We start from the raw sequence: 21,502 nt of genomic DNA, 5'->3' as shown, positions 1-21,502 counted from the left end.
GTTTCTATACCCCCTAGCGTCCCATCAAACGCACTTCATCGACCGAAGTCGAACGACGCGTTCTGAAGATCGAGACGATGATCGCCAGGCCTACCACCACTTCTGCGGCGGCTACCACCATGACGAAGAAGGCCATTACTTGCCCTTCAATGTTCTGATGCATATTCGAGAAAGTCACCAGCATCAAGTTACAGGAGTTCAGCATCAGTTCCACTCCCATCAGCGCTATTACCGCCGAATGACGGGTCAACACGATTACCGCGCCGATGAAGAAGAGAATGACTGCCAATACTAGATATGAAGTCAAAGACATTATTCACTGACCTCCGTTTCTGAGGCATCAAGGTTGGATGCTGGCGAGGGATCACTGGGAGGGGCTCCCTCGATCTTGGGGGTGATCACCCGGGTCTCAGGGGCGTTCAAACCGCTAGGCGCATCGGCGCCCGACATTCCCCAGGCTCCTGATTTATTGACCGCTTGCGAGGCCGCTATAGAGTGAACTCCTTGCGAAGGCCTATCCCCGAGGTCGGCGCGAATCTTCTCCACCAAGTGCGGTGCTGCTTCACCTAGGGAACGGTCAGCGTTGCGAGCACGCAGCGCCGGGGAAACCGAGTTGACGATCGGACGTTGATCCTCTCCCGAAATGTTAGGAGTGTCGGTGGCGTTAGTAGTTTGATAAACACCTGCGATCGGCTGTTGACCGGGATGAATGCCCCGTTTGGCATAATCTTCCATCCGCGCTTGCGCCGTCTCAGGCTGCTTAAACAGCTTATGGAGACGATCACCGTGAGTTAGCGATACCGCCGCGACCACCGCAATAATCAGCAGACTGCCGATAACTTCCATAGTGTAAATATGCTCGGTAAACAGGCTCATCGCGATCTTTACCGGGTTGGAATCGGTAGAGCCCTCGGCTGAGGCAGTCGGCATATCCGGAACCTGACCAAACTTCGGTAGATACGCCTTTACCAGCATAACTGCCACGAAAATCGCTCCGAATACGCCCGCACAAATCGCACCCCAACGGAGGAAACGGCGGGTACGCAAGTAGTTATCCGAGGCAGCGACCCCCACCATCATAATGATGAAGAGTATCAAGGTCATGACCGCGCCGGTATAGACCACTACCTGCACTACTCCGATAAAGTAGGCTCCTTGCGAAACATACATCATCGCTAGGCAGAGCATTACCCCTACCATGCAGATCGCAGAGTGTACTGCGGTCCGGCAAAACAGTACGCCGAGCGCTAGCGCCACCATGATTACTGCCGTGACCCAGAAGAATACGGTTTGTCCCGTACTAAAATCTGTAGCTGCGGCTTGGGCTAGCAATGTCATTGCTGAACCTCCTTAACCCCCGACTGTTTAAGAGTCGGATCTTCTGGACGGTGCTCGGTGACCCAATCACGTTGCGCCTGGGTCACACCGGTCACCTTTCCTCGGTAATAATCACCATCGGTGGTTCCGTCCACCATGGGGTGCGGAGCCGAAAGCATCCCGTCCTCAAGAGGAGCGAGGATCTGATCTTTTTCGTAGATCATAGTTTCGCGGTGATAATCGGCCATCTCAAAATCATTGCTCATGGTAAGAGCTCTAGTAGGACAGGCTTCAATACACATTCCGCAGAAAATACAACGCAGATAGTTGATTTGGTAAACCCTGCCGTAACGCTCCCCGGGCGAATACTGTGCCTCGGGAGTATTGGCGGCGGCCTCTACATAGATAGCATCCGCGGGGCACGCCCAGGCACACAGCTCACATCCGATACATTTTTCCAAACCATCGGGATAGTGATTCAGCTGGTGGCGACCGTGAAAACGCGGCTGCACATGCGGAGCCTCATAGGGGTATTGCTCAGTTACCGTGGGACGGAAGAAGGAGCGAAAGGTTACCCCGAATCCGGCTACGGGAGCGAAAAACTCGCCTAATGCACCCTTTTCATCGGGCTCGAAGCTCATATCTTCCCTGGTGGGATTGCGTTTACTCATTTGATTCCCCTTCTTTGGCTACCAGGTGATCTTCCCCGGCACTCGCCCGCACCAAGGAGCGCGGACTGGGAGGTAGTACTTGCCCCGGCATGGGTGGCACCGGGTATCCGCCTTTGAATGCGTCAAAAGGCTCGCTGGCAGCGGCATCCTTTTGTGCTTGCTTTTCCAGGGCTTTGCGATCGGCCTTGCCCCCAGTTATCCAAATAATGATGAGGGCAACTACGAAGACCGCCGCAATCGCCATCATTCTTTGCGAAATGCTGCCGATTCCGTAGACGCTAACTACCCGCATCACGACCACCACTACCATCCAGGCGATCGATACCGGCAGCAAGATCTTCCAACCAAGCATCATTAGCTGATCGTAGCGAACCCGCAGCAAAGTACCGCGTACCCAAATCATGAACCACATGACCGCCCATACTTTGATTCCGAACCACAGGAAGGGCCACAGCCCGCTATTGAGTGCGCCTCCCAGAATGGCTTCCCCACCGGGGAAACGCCAACCACCCAGGAACAGGGTCACGCAAATCCCCGATACGTTAAACATGTTGATGTATTCCGCCAGGTAGAACCAAGCGAACTTCATCGAAGAATACTCAGTCATATGTCCGGCCACGATCTCGCCCTCACATTCGGGCAAGTCGAAAGGCAAACGGTTGACTTCTCCCATCATCGAAATCACGTAGATTACGAAGGCCGGGAAGAGGGCGACGCACCACCACATAGGGGTCTGCGCGGCCACGATCTCCGAGGTTTTCATCGAACCAGAAACTACGAACACTGATACCAGGGACATTCCCATTGCCAGTTCGTAGCTGATTACCTGCGCGGCGGAGCGGGTCGCACCATAAAGCGGCAGGTGACCATTGGATGCCCAGCCGCCGAGGATAATGCCGTAAACTCCTAATCCCGCAATGGCGAGCATATAAAGCACCGCCACATTAGAGTCGGTCAGCTGCAAGGGGGTGGAGAAACTGCCAATATGCAGATCCGGTCCGAAAGGAATCACCGCGTAAATGCAGAAGGCACAAGCGGCAGTGATGACCGGCGCCAGCAGATAAAGCACCTTGTCTACATTCCGTTTGAAGATGTCTTCTTTAGTTAGTAGCTTGATGGCGTCAGCAAGCGCCTGGAAAAGACCTAACGGACCGTGCACATTCGGCCCCGGTCGGGTCTGAATCCGTCCCAGACCGCGCCTTTCCACCCACAGGGCCATAATCACACTGATAATCAGCCACGCCACGATGAATACTGCCTTGATTAGGGTTATCCACCAGGTGTCATTACTGAAATCAGCGGCACCAGTACTACTTGCGCTTAGCAGGATTGCGGTATTCACTGCTGCACCTCCGCATTGGGCTCTAACTGGACTAAGGCGCCACTGGTGACGCCCAAAGATTCATGCACATGAGAGCGGGCTGAGCACTCGGGTACCCACACCACACGCTGTGGCATTTTGGTTAGTACTACGGGCAGCTGGATTTGGCCGCTGTCCGTTTTCAACTTGATAGCGCTACCGGAACTAATACCAAACTCTTGCGCAGTTTCCGGGCTGATGCGTGCAAAAGATGCGCGCCCGGCTGCTTGCATATCGGTGGCTCCTACCTGCAAAAGACCCTCATCGATCTGAGTCTTATGGCAGGTGAGCACCACTTGTTTACTGGGAGGAGTTACCAACTCGGCAGGAGCGGTAGGTTCAAATGCCACCCGCTTGCCATCCCAGTCCAAGAGCTCGTTAGCTTCTGCATAGAGGGATTTGAGGGAATCAATCCCCAACTCCACTCCCATGACTTGGGCTAGTTTGCCCAGCACTTCCCAGTCCGGCATATCTTGGGAAACCAAAGCTTGTCCGAAGGGACGCAGCCGGCCTTCCCAGTTAATAAAGGTGCCGGGTTTCTCCGAAACCGGTGCTACCGGGAAGACTACGTCAGCTGCCTGGGCGGCCGGCGTCAGATTGACCTCCAGGGAGATTACGAAGGAGGCCGCACCCAGGGCTTTTTGCGCTAACTCTTGATCTGGCAAGTCACGAAGGTCTAAACCGCCGAGCACCAGGGCAGACAGTTCCCCAGAGCAGGCGCCCTCCAGAATCTTCTGCGTGTCACGTCCTAGCGTATCTGGCAGTTGAGCCTGCCAAGCGGCCGCTAGATCACTGCGGGCTTCCGCGTCCCTGGCATCGCGTCCGAAGGGCAAGAGGCCAGGCAATGCGCCGGCTTCCACTCCCCCGCGTTCACCGCTGCGGCGCGGAATCCAAGCTAGCCGGGCTCCACTGCGAGCTGCCAAATCATTAACTGCACTGAGCAGTCCGGGCACGGTACCGGCACGTTCGCCAACTACGATTACTGCGCCTTCGCCTTTAAGGCCGGCAAAAACAGTCCCGAAGTCTCCTTCGGCCTCCGCTTTTACATTGGCTACTACTTCCGGCTCGGTTCCCGGAGCTGCAAACAGCACTGTGGCGGCAGTTTTCACCGAGGAGGGAGAGGCGAAGGGAGCCACCGTGGCCACCTTTACGCTTCCGGAGCGTGCCCCTTTACGTAGCCGCAGGAATACGGCACCGCATTCGTCCTCGGGCTCGAAACCAACTAAAAGCACTTGACCGGCTTTTTCCAGGTCAGAGTAGGTTACTGGCATGCCCGCACCCGCGAAATAGGCGCCTAAGAAAGTTTCTTCTTCTCGGCCGGCCGCGCGGGTCCGCTGATCAATATCATTAGTTCCGCAGACAACGCGAGCAAACTTAGACCAGGTGTAGGCGTCCTCGAAAGTTAGCCTGCCACCAGGTAGGAAACCAACTTTTCCTTTCCCCGCGGCTGCCAGTCCTTTCGCGGCGCGGTCAAAGGCATCCGACCAGGAGGTAGGAACCAGTTTTCCGTCCTCGCGTACCAGCGGAGTTTTAATCCGGGAAGGCTGGAACTGCCACTGGTAACCGAAGCGATCCTTATCGGTGATCCATTCTTCGTTTACCTCCAGATCTTGTTGCGCCATCCGCCGGGTAACTACCCCGCGACGAATATCGGTACGCAAAGCAGAACCAGAAGCATCCTGTTCGGTAACTCCCCGGGTCGAAACCAAATCGAAGGGGCGTGCCCGGAACCGATAACGCTTAGAGGTCAGTGCCCCTACCGGGCAGATCTGAATAATGTTGCCCGAGAAGTAAGAGCTAAAGAGGCGACCGGCCTGGTCTTTCTCATCTGCTCCCGCGCCGATGGCTGCCGGGGAAGAAAGCGGAGCCGGTTTGCCGTGCGAATCCGAAAGCGCCGCAGCCTCGGGGTCGAGACGCAGGGTCGGCCGCGAGCCGTCCGAATCGGAAATCCCCAAGATCTCCTGGTCGAACGCACCTACGTTCTCGCCCATGAAATCATGGTCGTCACGCGGAGAGGAACCGCCACCGCGTCCTTGCAAGGCGATGAAAGAGTCGCCCGCAATCTGGTTAGCGAATCGTACACACCGCTGACACAGCACGCAGCGCTCCCGGTCAATCAAAATCTGGCTGGTTAGCTCTACCGGTTTGGGCCACAGCCGCTTTTCATCACTAAAGCGGGTATGCAAAGTACCATGCGACATAGCTTGATTCTGCAGCGGGCATTCCCCACCCTTATCGCAAATCGGGCAATCCAAGGGGTGGTTAATCAACAGGAATTCGGTAATCCCATGTTGAGCTTTCTCTGCTACTTCCGAAGTGGCGGCAGTTTTTATTTCCATCCCGGCCATCGCGGTCATAGTGCAGGCCGGCTGGGGCTTGGGCATGGGACGAACCACGCCGTCACGCCCCGGCATCGCTACCTCTACCAGGCATTGCCGGCAGGCTCCTGCCGGATCTAGCAGCGGGTGATCGCAAAAGCGCGGAATATGAATTCCTAGTTTTTCAGCCGCCCTGATTAGCAGCGTACCTTTCGCGACCGCAATGTCCTGGCCGTCAATATTGATTTGGACTTGCTCACTCACAGGGCGCCTCCTTTATTAAAAACCTCCGAGGCGGCGGGCGGGAAGGCCTCCCACCAGGGAGTCGTATATCCGGCCTCGAACTCTTCGCGGAACTTGTCAATTCCGCTGCGCACCGGGGTCGCCGCCGCATCACCGAGGGCGCAGAAGCTGCGTCCGGCGATATTGCCGGCAATGTCGTAAAGCAGATCTACATCGCCCTCTTGACCTTTACCGGCCTCTAAGCGGTGCATTATTTGCTTCATCCAATAGGTTCCCTCGCGGCAGGGGGTGCACTTACCGCAGGATTCATGCTGGTAGAAGTCGGTCCAGCGACTAATGACTCGCACTACGGAAGTGGTGTCATCAAATACCTGCAGGGCACGGGTCGCCAACATAGAACCGGCGGATGCTACGTCCTCGTAAGTTAAGGGGACATCCAGGTCATCGGCGGTAAATAGCGGAGTCGAAGAGCCACCGGGAGTGTAGAACTTTAAGGTGTGCCCCTCACGAATCCCACCGGAGTACTCCAGCAGTTCCCGCATGGTAATCCCAAATGGTGCCTCATATAGACCCGGGTGTTTAACGTGACCAGACAGGTTAAACATGCCGTAACCGAGGGATTTATCTTGCCCCATCGAGGCGTACCATTCCACCGAATTACGAAACACCGTAGATACTTGAGCAATGGTTTCGGCGTTATTGATTACCGTAGGCCGCGCATAGAGCCCCTTGACTGCCGGGAAGGGCGGCTTCAGACGGGGGTGACCCCGCTTGCCCTCTAAGGAATCCAGCAGTGCGGTTTCTTCCCCGCAGATATAGGCACCGGCACCGGCGTGGGCAATCAACTTCAGATCTCCCAGCAGCCCGGCATCTTCGGCCTCTTTAATGGCTACTAACAGGCGGTTATAGGCGTGAACGACTTCACCACGGATATAGATAAAAGCGTGATCGCAACCGATAGCCAAACAGGTGATCGCCACCCCTTCGATTACCGCATGCGGGTTAGCCAGAATCATCGGGATATCTTTGCAGGTCCCCGGCTCGGATTCGTCACAGTTTACGGTCAGGTAACGCGGACCGCCGTCATCGGGCGGCAGGAACGACCATTTCAGACCGGTACCGAAACCGGCACCACCGCGCCCGCGCACTCCTGCTTGCTTAACCGCATCTAGAATCTGCGCCGGCTCCATTTGCTTGGCTTTTTCTAGGCCGGCGTAACCACCAGTTTTCTGGTAGGCCTTAAGCGTCCAGCTCTCTGGTTCCCGATACTGTTTAGTGATAATCGGGGTTAGCGGAACCCGGCGGATCTCAGACTTTCCGTTTTCGCTCACTTGTCCGCCTCCTTGTGTTGAGCAGAGGAATGCTCATTGCCGACCGGATCTTTTCCGGCTTGATTAGCAGCACCGCCCGAAGCTGTTTCCCCAGCCTGAGCAGCTTCAGATTTTTCGAAATGCTCGGGATCGGGAGCTTCCATGCCTTTTTCTTCGGCCACTTGCAGTCCCCACAAGCTGGCGGGACCGGCAGCTACGCCCTGGTTGGCAGTCTCTGGATTGGGGAATCCGGCCAAAATCCGGCTGGCTTCTTTAAAGGTAGGAGCCACCTCGGATCCCCGCGTAGGATGTACCGGTTTTCCAGCCTTGATATCGCGCACCAGCTGCAGGGCAGATTCGGGAGTCTGATTATCGAAGAACTCCCAGTCAACCATGACTACCGGCGCATAGTCGCAGCCAGCGTTACATTCCAACGCTTCCAGGGTGATCTTGCCGTCAGCGGTGGTCTCATCATTTCCGACCTCTAGTTCTTTTTCTAGAGTTTCCATGATGTTATCCCCGCCGAGGACGGCACAGAGGGCGTTAGTACAAACCCCCACGGTGTATTCGCCGTTAGGGTGGCGTTTGAACTGAGTGTAGAAGGTGGCCACTGCGCTCACTTCCGCGCGCTGGCAGTTAAGAATATCGGCGATTAGTCCAATCCCGTTGGCAGTTACATATCCGTCGATGCTCTGCACCAGGTGCAGCAGCGGAATCATCGCGCTGCGTTCGTGACCCTCAGGGTAGCGAGCGATGATTTCCGCGGCTTCGGCGCGGAACTTTTGCTCGACCTCGAAATCGTAAAAACTCATTAGCGATCGACACCTCCCAGGACGGGATCCACACTGGCCAGCGCCACGATCAAATCAGAGATCGTACCGCCCTGAGCCATTAGGGACAAGGACTGCAGGTTAGCAAAGCTGGGGTCACGGAAGTGCGCCCGGTAAGGCCGCGTGCCCCCATCGGATACCACATGTACTCCCATCACGCCTTTAGCGTGTTCCACCAGCTGGGTGGCCTGGCCAACCGGTGCCCTAAAGCCCTCGGTTACCAACTTGAAATGCTGAATCAAAGACTCCATGGAGTTCCCCATGATCTCTTTGATGTGTTCCGGAGAGTTACCTTGACCATCGGTACCTACGCTCAGCTGTGCCGGCCACTTGATTTGCGGATCAGAAATCATCACCGGTTCCCCCTCAGTTTCATCTAGGCGCTCTAGCACCTGGTAGATGATCTTGAGGGATTCGTAGCATTCGTCGAAGCGCACCACGGTCCGGTTGTAGGCATCGGATTGGTCGGCCACGGGAACGTCGAACTCGAAGTTTTCATATCCACAGTAGGGCTGCATCTTGCGCATATCCAAGGGGTAGCCGCCAGCGCGAACCGAGGGACCGGTTAGCGACATTGCCATAATGGCGGACATGGGCATGACTGCCGCATCGCAAAAACGTGCCTTAAAGATCGGGTTCTGCAAGGTGAGATCCTGCAGCTCGTTAATATCCCGGCGGGTCTTAGGAAGCAGATCCCGAATATACTCGGTGCACCCCGGGGGCAAATCCTGCGCCACCCCACCGGGACGAATGTAGGCGTGATTCATACGCAAACCGGTAATCTGTTCGAAAATCCGCAGGATTTCTTCACGACCCCTAAACCCGATGGTCATCATGGTAGTGGCGCCCAGCTCGTTACCGCCGGTAGCGATAGCCACTATATGCGAGGCAATCCGGTTGAGCTCCATCATTAGGATGCGGATTAGATTTGCCCGCTCCGGAATTTCCGCGGTTTTCTTTAGCACTTTTTCTACTGCTAGGCAGTAGGCGACCTCTTGGAAGAAGGGAGCTACATAGTCCATTCGGGTACAGTAGGTAACGCCCTGCGTCCAGGTACGGTATTCCATGTTCTTTTCGATACCGGTATGCAAATAACCGGTACCCACCCGCACGTCGCGAACATATTCCCCATCGAGTTCCGCAATCAGGCGCAACACCCCGTGCGTAGAGGGGTGAACCGGCCCGATATTCATCACGATTCGCTCATTGGCGAGTTTTTCGACTTCGGAAGCCATTTCTTCCCAGTCTCCGCCATGCAAATCATATTGCGGAGTGTCCTCGGTAATTAGACTGTCGAGGGCGGGCCCGGCAGCTCTAAGCAGCGGACTGTTGTTTTCGTCAGTGTATTTCATTTAGCTGTATGACCTCCGCGAATCGGCGGGCGGGACTGTCGCGCCCTTAAATTGCACCGGAATACCGCCTAGCGGATAGTCTTTCCGCTGCGGGTGTCCCACCCAGTCGTCGGGTAAAGCAGTTCTGGTCAGACCGGGATGACCGGTAAAGATAATGCCCATCAAATCCCAGGTTTCCCGCTCCCACCAGTCATTTCCCGGATAGGTAGCTACCAGCGAGGGAATCCGAGGATCAGATTCCGGGCAGGTAACTTCTAAGCGCAACTGGCGGTTGTGGGTTGCTGAATAAAGCATGTAGGCAGCGTGCAGCTCTTTTCCGGTGTCATGCGGGTAATGCACGCCGTTGACCCCGAAGCAGATCTCAAAACGTAGATCTTGATCATCGCGGAGCCACCTGGCCACCTGGGGCAGGTGCTCACGAGCAATGAAAATAGTTAGTTCATCATTATCGACCACTACCCGCTCGATTACCTGCGATATTTCCAGGTCAGACTGTTCAATTAGCTCTTCTAGGATATCCACGACTTCGTCGAACCAAGAGCCATAGGGACGTCCACTTTCGCCCGGCATCTGCCGATGCTGTTGCATCTGCGTAAAACCGGTGGTGTCACCATCATCATGTACCCCGAACAGCCCGTGGCGAGTACCCATATCTGATCCGCCCGTAAAACCGCGCGGAGCGGTTACCTCGACTGCTACAGGCCCGTCCTCTACATCGGAATGGAGGACTACCGTCTTGTCGTCTTCGCTCACGCCAACAGTCCTTTCATCTGGGAGGTAGGAGTCGCTTCCAAAGCCGCTTTTTCGGCTTTACGGGCGATCTCCAGCCGTTCTTTTTGAGTGATCGGAGTGCGGTAGTGGATTTGATCCCACAGCACCATAATCGCGTGGATCAGGGCTTCGGGCCGCGGGGGACATCCGGGCAGATACACATCTACCGGCACCACGTGGTCGCAGCCTTGCACCACCGCATAGTTATTAAATACCCCTCCGGAGGAAGCGCAGGCTCCCATGGAGATAACCCATTTTGGTTCCGGCATGGCGTCGTAGGCATTACGAATAATCGGCGCCATCTTCCAAGAAACCCTTCCGGATACGATCATCAGATCTGCGTGCCGCGGAGAGGCGCGGAAAACTTCCATCCCGAAACGGGAAATATCGAAGCGCGGGGTGCCGGTGGCCATCATTTCGATAGCGCAGCAGGCTAGCCCCATAGTCACCGGCCAGACACTAGCTTTACGGTTCAGCCCCATAAACTTATCTAGGCTGGTGAGGGCGACTCCTGCCGGCAGCTCATTATCAAAAGACATGCTGTACCTCCTGTACCTCTCTTAATAGTCCAGTCCGCCGCGGCGCCACTCATAAATATAGGGCACCAGCACCAACACAATGAACAGTAGGATGTCAATCAATACCGGAATGGCCATCACCTGACCAAAGTGCCCGATTGATACCGCAAACGGGTATAAGAACACCATTTCCACGTCGAAGACAATGAACGTCATCGCAATCAAGTAGTACTTAATCGGAAAACGCCCGCGCGCGTCCTCGTGAACATTGGGATCAAGCCCGCATTCATAAGTCCCCAGTTTGGTACGGGTCTTGCGACCCGGCCCGAGAACTGCGGACAGCACCAGACCGCCGACGGCCAGCACAATCGCGACCGCACCCATGATTAACAGTGATGCCGATGGACTCATTTGGCCTCCACATCCTTTTCATCCACTCCGCCAACGATGGCGAAGCTACTACTGTAGTTTCCGGTTAGATTCCGGTTCGGTTGTTCTTTCTGACCTATATTCTTCATGACGGTATTACCACCTTAGTCAGAATTCGCAGCACCCTATCGGAGGCTACTCCACCGCGGCGTTCATAACCATCAGAAAGCATTTTATGGACAAAGCGCATCAGCGCCGGCTTATCCAAGCCGTACTTGGTACAGGCGTGCATAATCTGGGGATTTTCGATTAGGCGCACAAACACGCGCCCCAAACTGTAGTAGCCCCCATATTGATCTTGCAGGTCACGAGGATACTCATGGAGGGCGAGTTCAGATTGTGCACGCGAGGTACGTCCCAGCGCTTGGATTAAAGCATCAGCGGCCCGCCGTCCGGCGAACATTCCCGGAGCTATTCCTTCCCCATTGAAAGGAGACACCATTCCGGCGGAGTCACCGACCAAAAGCAACCCATTTTCGTAAGCCGGTTTGCGATTAAATGCCATCGGCAAGGGGGCAGACCGGAGCGAACCCACCATATTTTCTTCAGTCAGTCCCCATTCTTCGGGCAGATTGGCCACCCAGCGGTGGAAGATTTCTTTATAGGGCAACTTAGTGGATTGGGCTCCGGAGGATACTGACCCTAGTCCCACATTGACCAATCCGTCACCCATCGGGAACAGCCAACCGTATCCGGGAAGCAGATTTGATTTGCCAGGCTTGCCATCCCACAGTTCCAAGTGAGATTCCATCATGGTTTCGTTGCCGCGGGGGGAACGGAAATAGGCTCGCGCCGCTACCGCCATCGGACGATTCTTGAGGGGGCTGCGCCCTTGCCGCGAAGCTAGGCGGGCATTCGCCCCGGAACAATCCACCACATATTGCGCACGGAAACTGACTTCCTGTTTTTTCCGCGTCTCGGGGTCACGCTTAATCGCGCTGACCCCGCTAGCATATCCGTCGCCATCGGTGAGTAAGTCCTGAACCACAGTATTTTCCACCAGCCGGGCACCCGCGGCTACTGCCTGGTCAATTAGCCGGTGATCTAGCTGGATGCGTTGACGGGTAAGTCCATAGGCGGGCAAGGAGCCAGTTTTCGGCCAGGGCAAAGTAATCCGATGCCCGCCCCCGATTACACTCAATCCGTAATTAGGCTGCCAACCTTCTGTCAGGGGATTAATCCCCATCGCCAAAATTTCTTTAACCGCTGCCGGGGTTAAGCCGTCACCACAAATTTTGTCACGCGGGAAATCAGATTTTTCTAGCACGAGCACGTCAATGCCCGCTTTAGCTAGGTGATAGGCGGTGGCAGCCCCGGCCGGGCCGGCACCCACAACCAGCACCTGACAGTGATCGCCTGCAAGCTGATCCGCCATGCCTGAACGTCCCTCCCATGCCATCTTTATCGTTCTTGCCTCTACCTTGGTGTAGTTAAGCAAACCGAGGATTCTAGGCAGCCTCCTCACGCCTGTCCTAGGCTAACCTGCTTTTTTATTTGCCTAAAGCCACAGAGGTTTACGCTGGCAAACCTAATTTCCCAGGGACCTTAGTCCACGACATATTCTAAGTGATTAAGTAAGGGATTTATTACTTAATTAGCTCCGACTTTCAGGAAATCTCCATATTTCCCGGTCATAGCCATTCACAGTTAGCCCCTCAATCAGCTATTAGCTCTCTTTGAAAGCACGATGAATCGCTACTGTTCCTAAGGTGAGGTTGCGATAGGAGACCTCACCCCAGCCATTTTCCTGGATTAGGTGCCCCAAAGTCTCTTGATCTGGCCAATCTAAAATGGAATCAAACAGGTAGGTGTAGGCATCCGAATCGGAGGAGACCAGACGACCGGCGGTGGGCAATACGTTGCGCATATATAGCTCATAGAGCCGGGCAATCAGCGGGGAGGGCGGAGTCGAAAACTCCATAATCGCCAACTTACCCCCCGGCTTAGTTACTCGCGCCAGCTCCCGCAACGCCTTCGCCGGATCGTGCATATTCCTAAACCCGAAGGAGCAGGTAACGGTATCGAAAGCCTCATCAGCGAACGGCAAATCATGAGCATCACCGACCACGAAGTTAAGTTCGTGATGCCGTTTTTTCCCTTCAGCAACCATGCCTGCCGAAAAATCACAACAGGTAACTTCGGCGCCCGCCCGGTGAAAACTCAGGGAAGAGGTACCGGTACCAGCGGCGATATCTAGAATCTTTTGTCCTGGTTGCGGCGCTACCACTTGCCGCAGACAGCGCCGCCAAATCCGGTGCTGCCCGAAAGTCATCACATCATTAGTCAGATCATAACGGGCCGCCACCTGGTCAAACATTCCCGAAACTTCTTCCGGTTGCTTATCTAAACCAGCGGCTGCCGGCGGATTTTTTTCGCTCAAAATGGCTCCTTCTAAGTAGGCATTTGCCAGGTTACTCAGAAACGGTGCCCCAATCCAACCAAGTTAAAACCGCGCCGCCTAGCCTTGGCTTTTTGTAGGGCTTTACTGATCCGGGAGCGACGCCGAAAATCAATCACCGGCCACCCGCGCTGCAAGGCGCGCACCCGCAACCAAATATCGGGATTGATCGCGGAAGGCTTACCCACCAGGGTCAGCAGCGGCATATCGTTATCAGAATCCGAATAGGCGAAACAGGAAGCAAGATCATAGCCCCGCGCGGCCGCCAGCGCCACTACCCGATCCCGCTTGCCTTGGGCGTGCATAAGTTCGGAGGCTAAACGCGCCTCATAAATCCCGTTTTTCACCGCCACTTCAGTGCCAATGCCGCCAGTTAACCCCAAGCGCTCCGCCAGCATTTGGGGAAGTTCTGAGGGCGCGGCGGAGATCAACCAAATATCATGCTCAGCTGCTTGATGGCGTTTTATCAGTCCTTGCGCCTGCGGGAAGAGTTTTTCCTCTAACAGGTCACACACTCGCTGCGAGATCGCCATAATCTCTTCGCAAGAATGCCCGGCCATCACCTGCAACGCCCGCATTTTTACCTGCTCGATGCGCTTTTGATCCTCTCCCAGCACCACGTAGAGGAAGGCATGCCGCGCCGCAAAGAACAGGTCGCGAATCCCAAAAAATCCGTGTCGAAAAAGCTCCCGCGTGAGTACCCAGGAACTAGCTCCCCGAATTACGGTTTCATCAAGATCGAAGAAGGCTGCTACCTTCGGTTCTCCGCTCACGCCTCTAGCCTAACGGTCTAGTTAGGTTTTACGCACGCCGGTTAGCAAAAACGGTTTGCTAGGGTGGAGACCATGCAGAATCTAACCACTATTCACCTGATGCGCCATGGGGAAGTTGATAACCCGGATGGGGTCTTATACGGGCGCCTCCCCGGCTATCACCTAACCGATCTCGGCCGGCAAATGGCGCAGATGAGCGCGGAATACCTTTTTGAAAAGGGTGCCCATTTAGAGGCCATCGTTTCTTCTCCGCTAGAGCGCGCAGTGGAGTCTGCAACTCCGGCCTCCGAGCTGTTCGATTTGCCGATTCACACTGACAAGCGGCTTTTAGAGTCGATGAATATGTTCGAGGGCGAAGTGGTTAATGGTAATCGCGCCGCCCTGTTCCACCCGCGCAATTGGCCGCGTTACCGCAATGTTTTCCGTCCTTCCTGGTGTGAACCTTATGCAGTGCAAGCCAGCCGGGTTACCGAGGCAGTGCGTTCTGCTCTCCACCTGCCGATCACTGATCCTTCCCGCCTGGGTCGCTCCGCCGATGGCGCTACGATTCGCGAGATTTTAGTGGTGTCTCACCAGCTGCCCATCTGGTCTTTCCGCCTGTTTGTGGAAGGTCGCCCGCTAGCGCATATTCCTACTCGGCGCCAATGCGCTTTAGCGTCGCTGACTTCTCTTACTTTCTTAGGTAACACCCTGATTAGCTTGGATTATTGCGAACCGGCAGCTCCGCTGCTAGCTCAGGCTTCCGATATGGTGCCGGGAACTTCCGCCGCCGCTTTAAATCAAGGACAATAAACGCGCCCCAGCGTAAAACACTCGGATTACTGACCTAAACAGGCTGCCTCCAGCGCGGTTACGTTGAACGGGCGTAGCGCGTTAATCTTCAGCGGAAGGTTTTTCCGGAGGGTTCGTGTCTGGATCGGCTTCGTCCTCACCACCGTCCTCTACTGCGGAATCTTTCCCACCACCAGTAGCGTCCGGACCGTTATCAGCGTGCTGCTGATTTTTTGCGGCTCGCCGCCGCGCCTCTTCTTCAGCTTCCCGCGCCAGCTTTTCCCGTCGCATCTTTGCCTCTAAAGAGAACAGGAAATCCGGGTTATCGTCGGGCGCCTCTGGTATCTCTACTTCCTGCGAGCGAGGACGCTCCCCGCTTCCTCGGAAAACCTCCAGCGGATTGCGGGGAATCTCTATCCTACCGTCAGCGCTTTCGGCTTTAGTCGCCCAAGAAATCACGATCCACGCCAGGGGGCCAAAAAGCGGTAACACAATGATGATCAACAACCAAAATGCCCGCGGAAGACGCCCGGGAAGATCCGATTTATCCGTGCGCAAGCAATCCACTAGCGCGTATACCGCTAGCAGAATCTGTACGAGGGCAATAACTACCGCAGCCATGTTCCCAGCCTAACAACTATAAATTTTTTGGCCTGCCTATAGACCTTGGAAAGCCCATCCAACTGCGATAGCCAGGCCATAAAACAACGTGATTTGTCCCACCTGTTTCAGAATTTTTATCAACTCTTTCCCGCGGGCGTCCTGCAGCACTTTCATCAGCGGATAACTCACCCAAATCGCCAGGGCAAGGCCAAATAGTAACGCCCCCCAACGGAAATTAAAGGAGAGTACTCCTAGCACCAACGCCGCATAAAGATAACAGGCAAACAGATAGCGCGAACCTTTATCCCCTAGCTTCACCGCTAGCGTATTTTTTCCGCTCTGACGATCTCCGGGGATATCGCGCAGATTGTTTACTAACAATAGGGCGCAAGAAAGCAGTCCGATGCCACTGGCCGCTACCCAGGTTCGCCACGGCAACATATGGGCATGCACCCAGATAGTTCCCTGCACCGCCAAGAGACCGAAAAAGGCGAACACCATCACTTCGGATATCCCTGGCAGATAACCGTAAGGATGCTTTCCTCCGGTATAGAACCAGGCCGCCAGAGCGGCCAGTACCCCCAGGCCAATCAAACCGTAGCTACCTGCCCAGACGCAAAGGGCAATTCCGCAGATCCCTCCGAAGGTGTAGCAACTCAAGGCCGCCAGTAACACCGTGCGGGGGGCGGCTAATCCCGCACCTGTCAGGCGCTGGGGACCCACCCGTTTCCCAGTCGCGTCGGTGCCGCGAATTCCATCGGAATAATCATTGGAAAAATTCACGCCTACCTGGAAGGATAACGCCACTAACAGGGCTAAGACTGATTTTCCTACCGAGGCATGCCCCAGGCCAATCGCCCCGCCAATCCCCATAATCACCGGCGCCAGGGAGGCGGGTAAAGTTTTCGGCCGGGCGGCTTCAATCCATTGTGAACCAGTTGCCATTACGGCGCAGATTCCTTTCTATTAGCTATTAATAAATACTTTTCTGGTTTTCCAGTAACCAAACTGCTTTGATAGTAGCCAGGCTATCTAATCCAGGCTTCCCCAGCGGCTACTCGGCGCATAGCCAGTTGTCGGCAAGCACCGCGATCAACTTTCCCTTGCAGATCGGTAGGGATTTCATCTACGAGGACGAGGGCGCGGGGGGCGTGCGCCCGATCTAGTTGTCCGGTCACCAGAGACCGCACCAGCATCGCCAAATCGGTGGACGGTTCGGATTCATCCTCGGTAGGAACCGTGGCACTATGGGGACGATCCCCCGCTTCAGGCCGGTTGCGGCTCCCCGTGATCTCCGTTGCCGCGATTTCCATTTGCTCTAAATCGCCGTCCAGGTCTTCTGGTAAAGATACTGGCTGCAGCGGGGAAGCATCCAGAGCCGAGAGGACAATGTCGCCCTCTTCGCTGGGGTTAGCGGTTCCCCGCGCCACCTCATAGATTCCAGCCGGCAGTTCCCCGGTTTCGGCGGCGGCAACCACATCTACTTTGGCGCCGCGAATCTTCGCCGCCATCGCGGCCATCGCGGCTTCCAAGGGAGTTAGCTGCGGTTCTGCTTCCTCTTGCGCAGGCAGCCCGGCAAGTTCCCGTACCCGCTCCGGATCAACTTTTACCGGCTTTAACTCAGGAAATAGCGGCTTATCCTCGGTTTTAACCTCTAGGTTATGCCGGGGGTTAAGCAGCTCTTTGGCGACGTCGGGTGCCGGCTTGATGACTGCAGTAACCAAGGACCCCCACTTGGGATCTGGCACCCCTACCACTACCACCTGTGCTACCTGCGGTAGATCCTGGATTACCCGTTCCACCAGAGAGGCTTGAATGTGCACTCCCGCAGTGGAAATTACATCGCGCATTTTCCCGTCTACGACTAAACGCGGCCCGCGCATATGACCCGCATCTTTGCTGCGCAGCCAACGCCGCCGTCCTCGCGATACCCATTCCACCTGTCCGGGTTTACCCAGGTAACCGGTCATCATACAGATCCCAGATAGCCAAATCCGATCTCCGATAGTGGCCACGTGAACTCCGGCAACTGGTTTACCATCCAGCACGCACAGTCCACACGATTCGGGGATCCCGTAGCCGGGAATAATCTCAAGTCCAGCTTCTGGCGCGGCGCGCAACAGACGATCATGACTAGTCAAACCGGTAACTATCAGCACCGACACCTGGTTAAGGGCAACGCGTTGAGCAGGAGGAATTTCCAGGAGCTCGGTGAGTTGCTCCTTGGTGATCTGCATATAGATAGGAGCCTGATCTTTTTCGCTGCGATCTTTCGCCCTTTCCACCGCCCGCACTATCTCGAGGGCGCTGGCCGGGGTAGTTTTAGCGGCAATTATGGGCGGAATATTTACCGCGATGGCTCGCGCCAGGGTCATAATACCGTCAATCTCGGTGACCGGAGCGGTAAGAATCCAGCGTCCCGGCCGTCCTACCGCGGAATTAACTGCTTCCGCCATAGTTTTGATGGTGAGTTGCGAGTAACAAATAACGGCGCCACCTGCGGGAGCTGGCAAGGCTAAAATCGCTGATTCTGGCACCTTCCGCTTGCGGGTTTCATAGTCTGCCAGTCCCCCGGGGCGGCCTGCGTCTTTGGGGAAGGGGAAAAGCACACCAGGTTTCTTCAGGCGAGCGCGATTGAGGCTGGGGGATAAGCCTGCGTCCCCTCCAATTTGTTTAGCTAGCGCAGAAAGCAAAGTGGATACGTCTGCCGCCGAATCAGCTAGCGGCAGGTAGTGAAAAGGAGAAAAGATTTCCATCGCGACTTCCTGAATGTTAAGTAATGTCGAATGCTATTCTAGCCTGTCATTAGCTTGGAGTTCTTAAAACTTCGTAACCCAAGATACGGATAAAGCTACAGCCTGTGGCACTTTATTACCTGTAGCACATAAAAAAGATTAGGCTTCTTCCATCTTTTTGCTATACTTAAAGGAGCCGGTCGCTCCGGCTATTTTAGGGGAACGTGTGTCAAGATAACCCCTAAACTACAACCTAGAGTCGGTTCCGCATTAGCGCAGGAGGGAGCGCGTGGAACCGGCTCTAGGCATTTAAAAACTCTTTCATCCCCGAGTCGTAGTTTCCGGTTTTTCGTCTTGTCTTTTGATATACCCCTGGACGTGCGCAAATAGATATGAAACAATGCGTTTGCCGTTAACCCCGCGCTAAAGACTTAGCCCTTTTTACTGGCGCGGCTATTCCCCGCCTGCGACGAACTTTCGATAATGGCTCGGATTTTAATCCAGTAAGATCTCTGCTACTTGGGTTAATACTTGGGAAGCACCGCCAGACACCCGCACGTCCGCAAGCGAATCGGCGGCAGTCGGCCCCCGGTTAATCACGGCTACTTTAGCGCCGGTTCCCCAGGCTTCCCGCAACACCCACAGCCCGGTTAGCACCGCCAGGGAGGTTCCTACCGCCAGCACCACCTCGGCTTCTCGCGCCGCCGCGAAAGAACGATCCATGGCTTCACCTGGCAAGGCTTCTCCAAAAAACACGATTCCCGGTTTAATAACCCCACTGCAGCGCGGACAAGACAGCAGGTTGAAATGGCAAGCGCGCGCTGCCTGCTCATCGGCTGCCGCCAGCACTGCCACGTTTTTAGGATCAGGATCGTCTTTTACGTCCGGATTAAGTTTACGTAGCTCCTGGTCAATATGTTCGCGCGAAAACACCGCTCCACAGCCTAGGCATTGGACTTCCTCGAAAGTACCGTGCAGTAGCTGTACATTCTTACAACCCGCTTTGCGGTCTAAGCCGTCTACGTTTTGGGTGGCGATGCAGTTAATCAGCCCCGCCTCCTCTAGCCGCGCTAATGCGTAGTGCCCCGGGGTGGGCTGCAGCCGCGCCACGGTTTTCCAGGTTTCTTGATTACGCCGCCACACCCATTTTTGCCAATAAAGCTCGCCCAAGAACTGATCCATATCGACAGTGGGAATCCCGGAAGAACCGGTGCCGCGATAATCCGGAATCCCCGCATCGGTGGACATCCCGGCTCCCGCGACCACAATCGTTTTCTTCCCCGCCATCAAATCCGCTATGGCCTGGGCGCCCGCTTTTTCTTCCTCAATGAACTCGCTCACGTTTTGCCTCCCACTTTCAGACTACCCAGTTTAGAGGGCGAATACTGAGGATGCGCGCCGCCTTAACAAGTTCCGCGTTCTTAGTATTTCCCAGCATTTGGTAGTTAAGCCGACAAGTTTTAGCTATCCTCGATAGGAGTAAGCTATTAGCCTGCTAACCCCGCTACAATTGGGGAAAACTATCTAGATGCCGTCTGTAAGAAAGGAAGGGCACCACCGTGAGGCCAGTACATATTCTCATTCTGCTCCTGGTGTTAATCATTGTTTTTGGAGCCTCCAAACTGCCCGACATTGCCCGTAACATCGGAAAATCTGCGAAAGTCCTCAAGTCTGAACTTTCGGACCTCAGCGAAGATGGCAGCAATAAGCAGGTGACGGCCGGACCCCAAAATCCCCAAATTCCAGCTACTCCGTCTTCCCCGGCACCGACGCAGAATAACGTCCAGAATTCATCTCCGCAAGTGGCTAGCGGGCAGTCCGATACCGCTGATCCGCCGGAAAATAATTAACCCCCCGCCCCATGCCGGGACAAAAAAAGACTAACCCGCAAGCCCGTATGCGGGTGACTGAACATCTGCTGGAACTGCGCAAACGCCTACTATTGGCGTTGGCAGGTATTTTCGTAGCCGCGATTGGCGGCTGGTTCTTGGTTACCCCTACCCTGAATTGGATGCAAGAACCGCTGCGAAAGGTTAGTGGTCAAGCCCCGCAATTAAACTTCCAGACCATTGGCGCCGCCTTTGATATGCGGATTCAGGTGTCCCTCTGGTTAGGGGTACTGATTTCTGCCCCCTGGTGGATTTTCCAGATTGGAGCTTTTATTGCTCCCGGTTTAAAACGTAAAGAAAAAATCTATATCACCACTTTTGGTTTAGTCGGGATCGTGCTGTTCAGTGGAGGTGCCCTCTCCGGGATGTGGGTAATCCCCAAAGCGGTTTCGATTTTGAATTCTTTCACCCCGGACGGATCCGCAATGCTGCTGAGAGCGGATTCCTATATCACCTTCTTTATGCGCCTGGTGCTGGCGTTCGGGCTTTCCTGCCTAGCTCCCGAAATCTTGGTGGTGCTCAACTTTGCGGGAGTAATGAAAGCTAAAACCATGCTGAAAGGTTGGCGGTGGGCAGTGGTACTTGCCGCTGTGTTCTCGGCGGTGGCAAATCCCCTCCCCACCGCCTGGCCAATGATCGTCCAGATGGCGGCGCTGATTGGACTTTACCTTTTGGCGGTAGGAATTTCCGCTATCAACGACTGGATCAAAGCCGGAGGAAGCTTGCGTCCTCGCTTCGGCAAGAATAGGAGAAAACGGAAACATTCGGAAGCTTCTTCCGCTTCTGAGCAATAATATTCGCTTAATTTCTATATCGATTTTCCCTTCCTACGCCCTCGGAAAACAAAACTCCAGCAAAGGCTATCTTCCCTGGTATCGTTGTGGTTTAGGATAGAAAAGCGACCCTAAACCGGGCGCGCGCAATCGAAAGGGGAATCTGATGGCCGCTAATAATAAGAAAGACGACCCAGAAAAGATGGCGCAGATGCATCGCTGGCTAACCGATGTGCGCGAGCAACTGCAATTAGAGGATAATCCGCTGGAAACGGTGGAATCAGAGCTGCTTTCTTTGATTGGAACGGTGGCACATGGTCCTTCTCGTCCGGGTGCCCCCTTGACTGCTTTTCTCACCGGATATGCCTGCGGCCAGGGTGCCGATGCCAAAGAAATTATTTCGCAGCTACAGGATTTAGCAGAGAACTGGCAAGCCTAGAC

At 55.0% G+C, this 21,502-nt stretch carries 22 protein-coding genes; 4 read left to right on the top strand and 18 right to left on the bottom strand.

The window, feature by feature from the left end; genetic code table 11:
- Positions 1-13: 13 nt before the first annotated feature.
- The 14 genes from nuoK to F605_RS09820 all read right to left on the bottom strand — a co-directional run bounded on the left by nuoK (position 14) and on the right by F605_RS09820 (position 14,290).
- The gene (gene nuoK / locus F605_RS0104170) at positions 14-313 is read right to left on the bottom strand and encodes an NADH-quinone oxidoreductase subunit NuoK (protein ID WP_022864652.1); all 300 of its coding nucleotides are present in this window, start codon (positions 311-313) and stop codon (positions 14-16) included.
- Positions 313-1,338 (bottom strand): NADH-quinone oxidoreductase subunit J, encoded by a 1,026-nt coding sequence (locus F605_RS09835; protein ID WP_022864651.1) that lies wholly within the window; start codon positions 1,336-1,338, stop codon positions 313-315. Before F605_RS09835 ends, nuoK begins: the two co-directional genes overlap by 1 nt.
- Positions 1,335-1,988 (bottom strand): NADH-quinone oxidoreductase subunit NuoI, encoded by a 654-nt coding sequence (nuoI, locus tag F605_RS0104160; protein ID WP_022864650.1) that lies wholly within the window; start codon positions 1,986-1,988, stop codon positions 1,335-1,337. Before nuoI ends, F605_RS09835 begins: the two co-directional genes overlap by 4 nt.
- Positions 1,981-3,330, bottom strand: coding sequence for an NADH-quinone oxidoreductase subunit NuoH (nuoH, locus tag F605_RS09830; protein ID WP_022864649.1), 1,350 nt, complete (start codon positions 3,328-3,330; stop codon positions 1,981-1,983). Before nuoH ends, nuoI begins: the two co-directional genes overlap by 8 nt.
- On the bottom strand, positions 3,327-5,930 hold the full coding sequence (locus F605_RS0104150; protein ID WP_022864648.1) for an NADH-quinone oxidoreductase subunit G: 2,604 nt from the start codon (positions 5,928-5,930) through the stop codon (positions 3,327-3,329). Before F605_RS0104150 ends, nuoH begins: the two co-directional genes overlap by 4 nt.
- Positions 5,927-7,240, bottom strand: a complete 1,314-nt coding sequence (gene nuoF / locus F605_RS0104145; protein ID WP_022864647.1) for an NADH-quinone oxidoreductase subunit NuoF — start codon at positions 7,238-7,240, stop codon at positions 5,927-5,929. The genes F605_RS0104150 and nuoF overlap by 4 nt, the downstream gene beginning before the upstream one ends.
- Positions 7,237-8,031, bottom strand: a complete 795-nt coding sequence (nuoE, locus tag F605_RS09825; RefSeq protein ID WP_022864646.1) for an NADH-quinone oxidoreductase subunit NuoE — start codon at positions 8,029-8,031, stop codon at positions 7,237-7,239. Before nuoE ends, nuoF begins: the two co-directional genes overlap by 4 nt.
- Positions 8,031-9,401, bottom strand: a complete 1,371-nt coding sequence (locus tag F605_RS0104135) for an NADH-quinone oxidoreductase subunit D (protein WP_022864645.1) — start codon at positions 9,399-9,401, stop codon at positions 8,031-8,033. The genes nuoE and F605_RS0104135 overlap by 1 nt, the downstream gene beginning before the upstream one ends.
- Positions 9,402-10,052, bottom strand: a complete 651-nt coding sequence (locus F605_RS0104130) for an NADH-quinone oxidoreductase subunit C (protein ID WP_081639143.1) — start codon at positions 10,050-10,052, stop codon at positions 9,402-9,404.
- 98 nt (positions 10,053-10,150) lie between these two features.
- Positions 10,151-10,711, bottom strand: a complete 561-nt coding sequence (locus F605_RS0104125) for an NADH-quinone oxidoreductase subunit B (protein WP_022864643.1) — start codon at positions 10,709-10,711, stop codon at positions 10,151-10,153.
- A 21-nt stretch (positions 10,712-10,732) separates the two neighbouring features.
- Positions 10,733-11,101: an NADH-quinone oxidoreductase subunit A gene (ndhC, locus tag F605_RS0104120; RefSeq protein ID WP_022864642.1), complete on the bottom strand. Its 369-nt coding sequence runs from the start codon at positions 11,099-11,101 to the stop codon at positions 10,733-10,735.
- Between the two features lie 103 nt (positions 11,102-11,204).
- On the bottom strand, positions 11,205-12,494 hold the full coding sequence (locus tag F605_RS0104110) for a geranylgeranyl reductase family protein (RefSeq protein WP_022864640.1): 1,290 nt from the start codon (positions 12,492-12,494) through the stop codon (positions 11,205-11,207).
- A 291-nt stretch (positions 12,495-12,785) separates the two neighbouring features.
- Positions 12,786-13,499: a class I SAM-dependent methyltransferase gene (locus F605_RS0104105; RefSeq protein ID WP_022864639.1), complete on the bottom strand. Its 714-nt coding sequence runs from the start codon at positions 13,497-13,499 to the stop codon at positions 12,786-12,788.
- Between the two features lie 35 nt (positions 13,500-13,534).
- A complete protein-coding gene (locus F605_RS09820; RefSeq protein ID WP_022864638.1) occupies positions 13,535-14,290 on the bottom strand; it encodes an HAD family hydrolase in 756 nt (251 codons plus the stop codon).
- 72 nt (positions 14,291-14,362) lie between these two features.
- Between F605_RS09820 and F605_RS0104095 the strand changes: the two genes are divergently transcribed.
- Positions 14,363-15,082, top strand: coding sequence for a histidine phosphatase family protein (locus F605_RS0104095; RefSeq protein WP_022864637.1), 720 nt, complete (start codon positions 14,363-14,365; stop codon positions 15,080-15,082).
- 81 nt (positions 15,083-15,163) lie between these two features.
- Here F605_RS0104095 and F605_RS09815 read toward each other — a convergent pair whose 3' ends face one another.
- From F605_RS09815 to F605_RS0104075, 4 genes are all read right to left on the bottom strand, one after another.
- The gene (locus F605_RS09815; protein ID WP_022864636.1) at positions 15,164-15,682 is read right to left on the bottom strand and encodes a PLD nuclease N-terminal domain-containing protein; all 519 of its coding nucleotides are present in this window, start codon (positions 15,680-15,682) and stop codon (positions 15,164-15,166) included.
- Between the two features lie 36 nt (positions 15,683-15,718).
- Positions 15,719-16,609, bottom strand: coding sequence for a 1,4-dihydroxy-2-naphthoate polyprenyltransferase (locus tag F605_RS0104085; protein ID WP_022864635.1), 891 nt, complete (start codon positions 16,607-16,609; stop codon positions 15,719-15,721).
- Positions 16,610-16,692: 83 nt separating this feature from the next.
- Positions 16,693-18,420, bottom strand: a complete 1,728-nt coding sequence (locus tag F605_RS0104080; protein WP_022864634.1) for an AMP-binding enzyme — start codon at positions 18,418-18,420, stop codon at positions 16,693-16,695.
- 474 nt (positions 18,421-18,894) lie between these two features.
- Positions 18,895-19,740, bottom strand: a complete 846-nt coding sequence (locus F605_RS0104075) for an SIR2 family NAD-dependent protein deacylase (RefSeq protein WP_022864633.1) — start codon at positions 19,738-19,740, stop codon at positions 18,895-18,897.
- A 218-nt stretch (positions 19,741-19,958) separates the two neighbouring features.
- On the opposite strand from F605_RS0104075, the gene tatA reads away from it, so the two are divergent.
- The 3 genes from tatA (at position 19,959) to F605_RS0104060 (ending at position 21,500) form a co-directional block, all read left to right on the top strand.
- A complete protein-coding gene (gene tatA / locus F605_RS0104070) occupies positions 19,959-20,249 on the top strand; it encodes a Sec-independent protein translocase subunit TatA (RefSeq protein ID WP_022864632.1) in 291 nt (96 codons plus the stop codon).
- 47 nt (positions 20,250-20,296) lie between these two features.
- Positions 20,297-21,082 (top strand): twin-arginine translocase subunit TatC, encoded by a 786-nt coding sequence (tatC, locus tag F605_RS09810; RefSeq protein ID WP_081639142.1) that lies wholly within the window; start codon positions 20,297-20,299, stop codon positions 21,080-21,082.
- Between the two features lie 145 nt (positions 21,083-21,227).
- Entirely contained in the window at positions 21,228-21,500 is a 273-nt protein-coding gene (locus tag F605_RS0104060) for a DUF6457 domain-containing protein (RefSeq protein WP_022864630.1), read from the top strand.
- The last annotated feature ends 2 nt before the right edge of the window (positions 21,501-21,502 follow it).

Source organism: Varibaculum cambriense DSM 15806, from assembly GCF_000420065.1.
GTDB classification, from domain to species: Bacteria; Actinomycetota; Actinomycetes; order Actinomycetales; family Actinomycetaceae; genus Varibaculum; species Varibaculum cambriense.
Note: the sequence above shows the minus strand (reverse complement) of the source record. Positions and strands in the feature narration are given on the sequence as shown.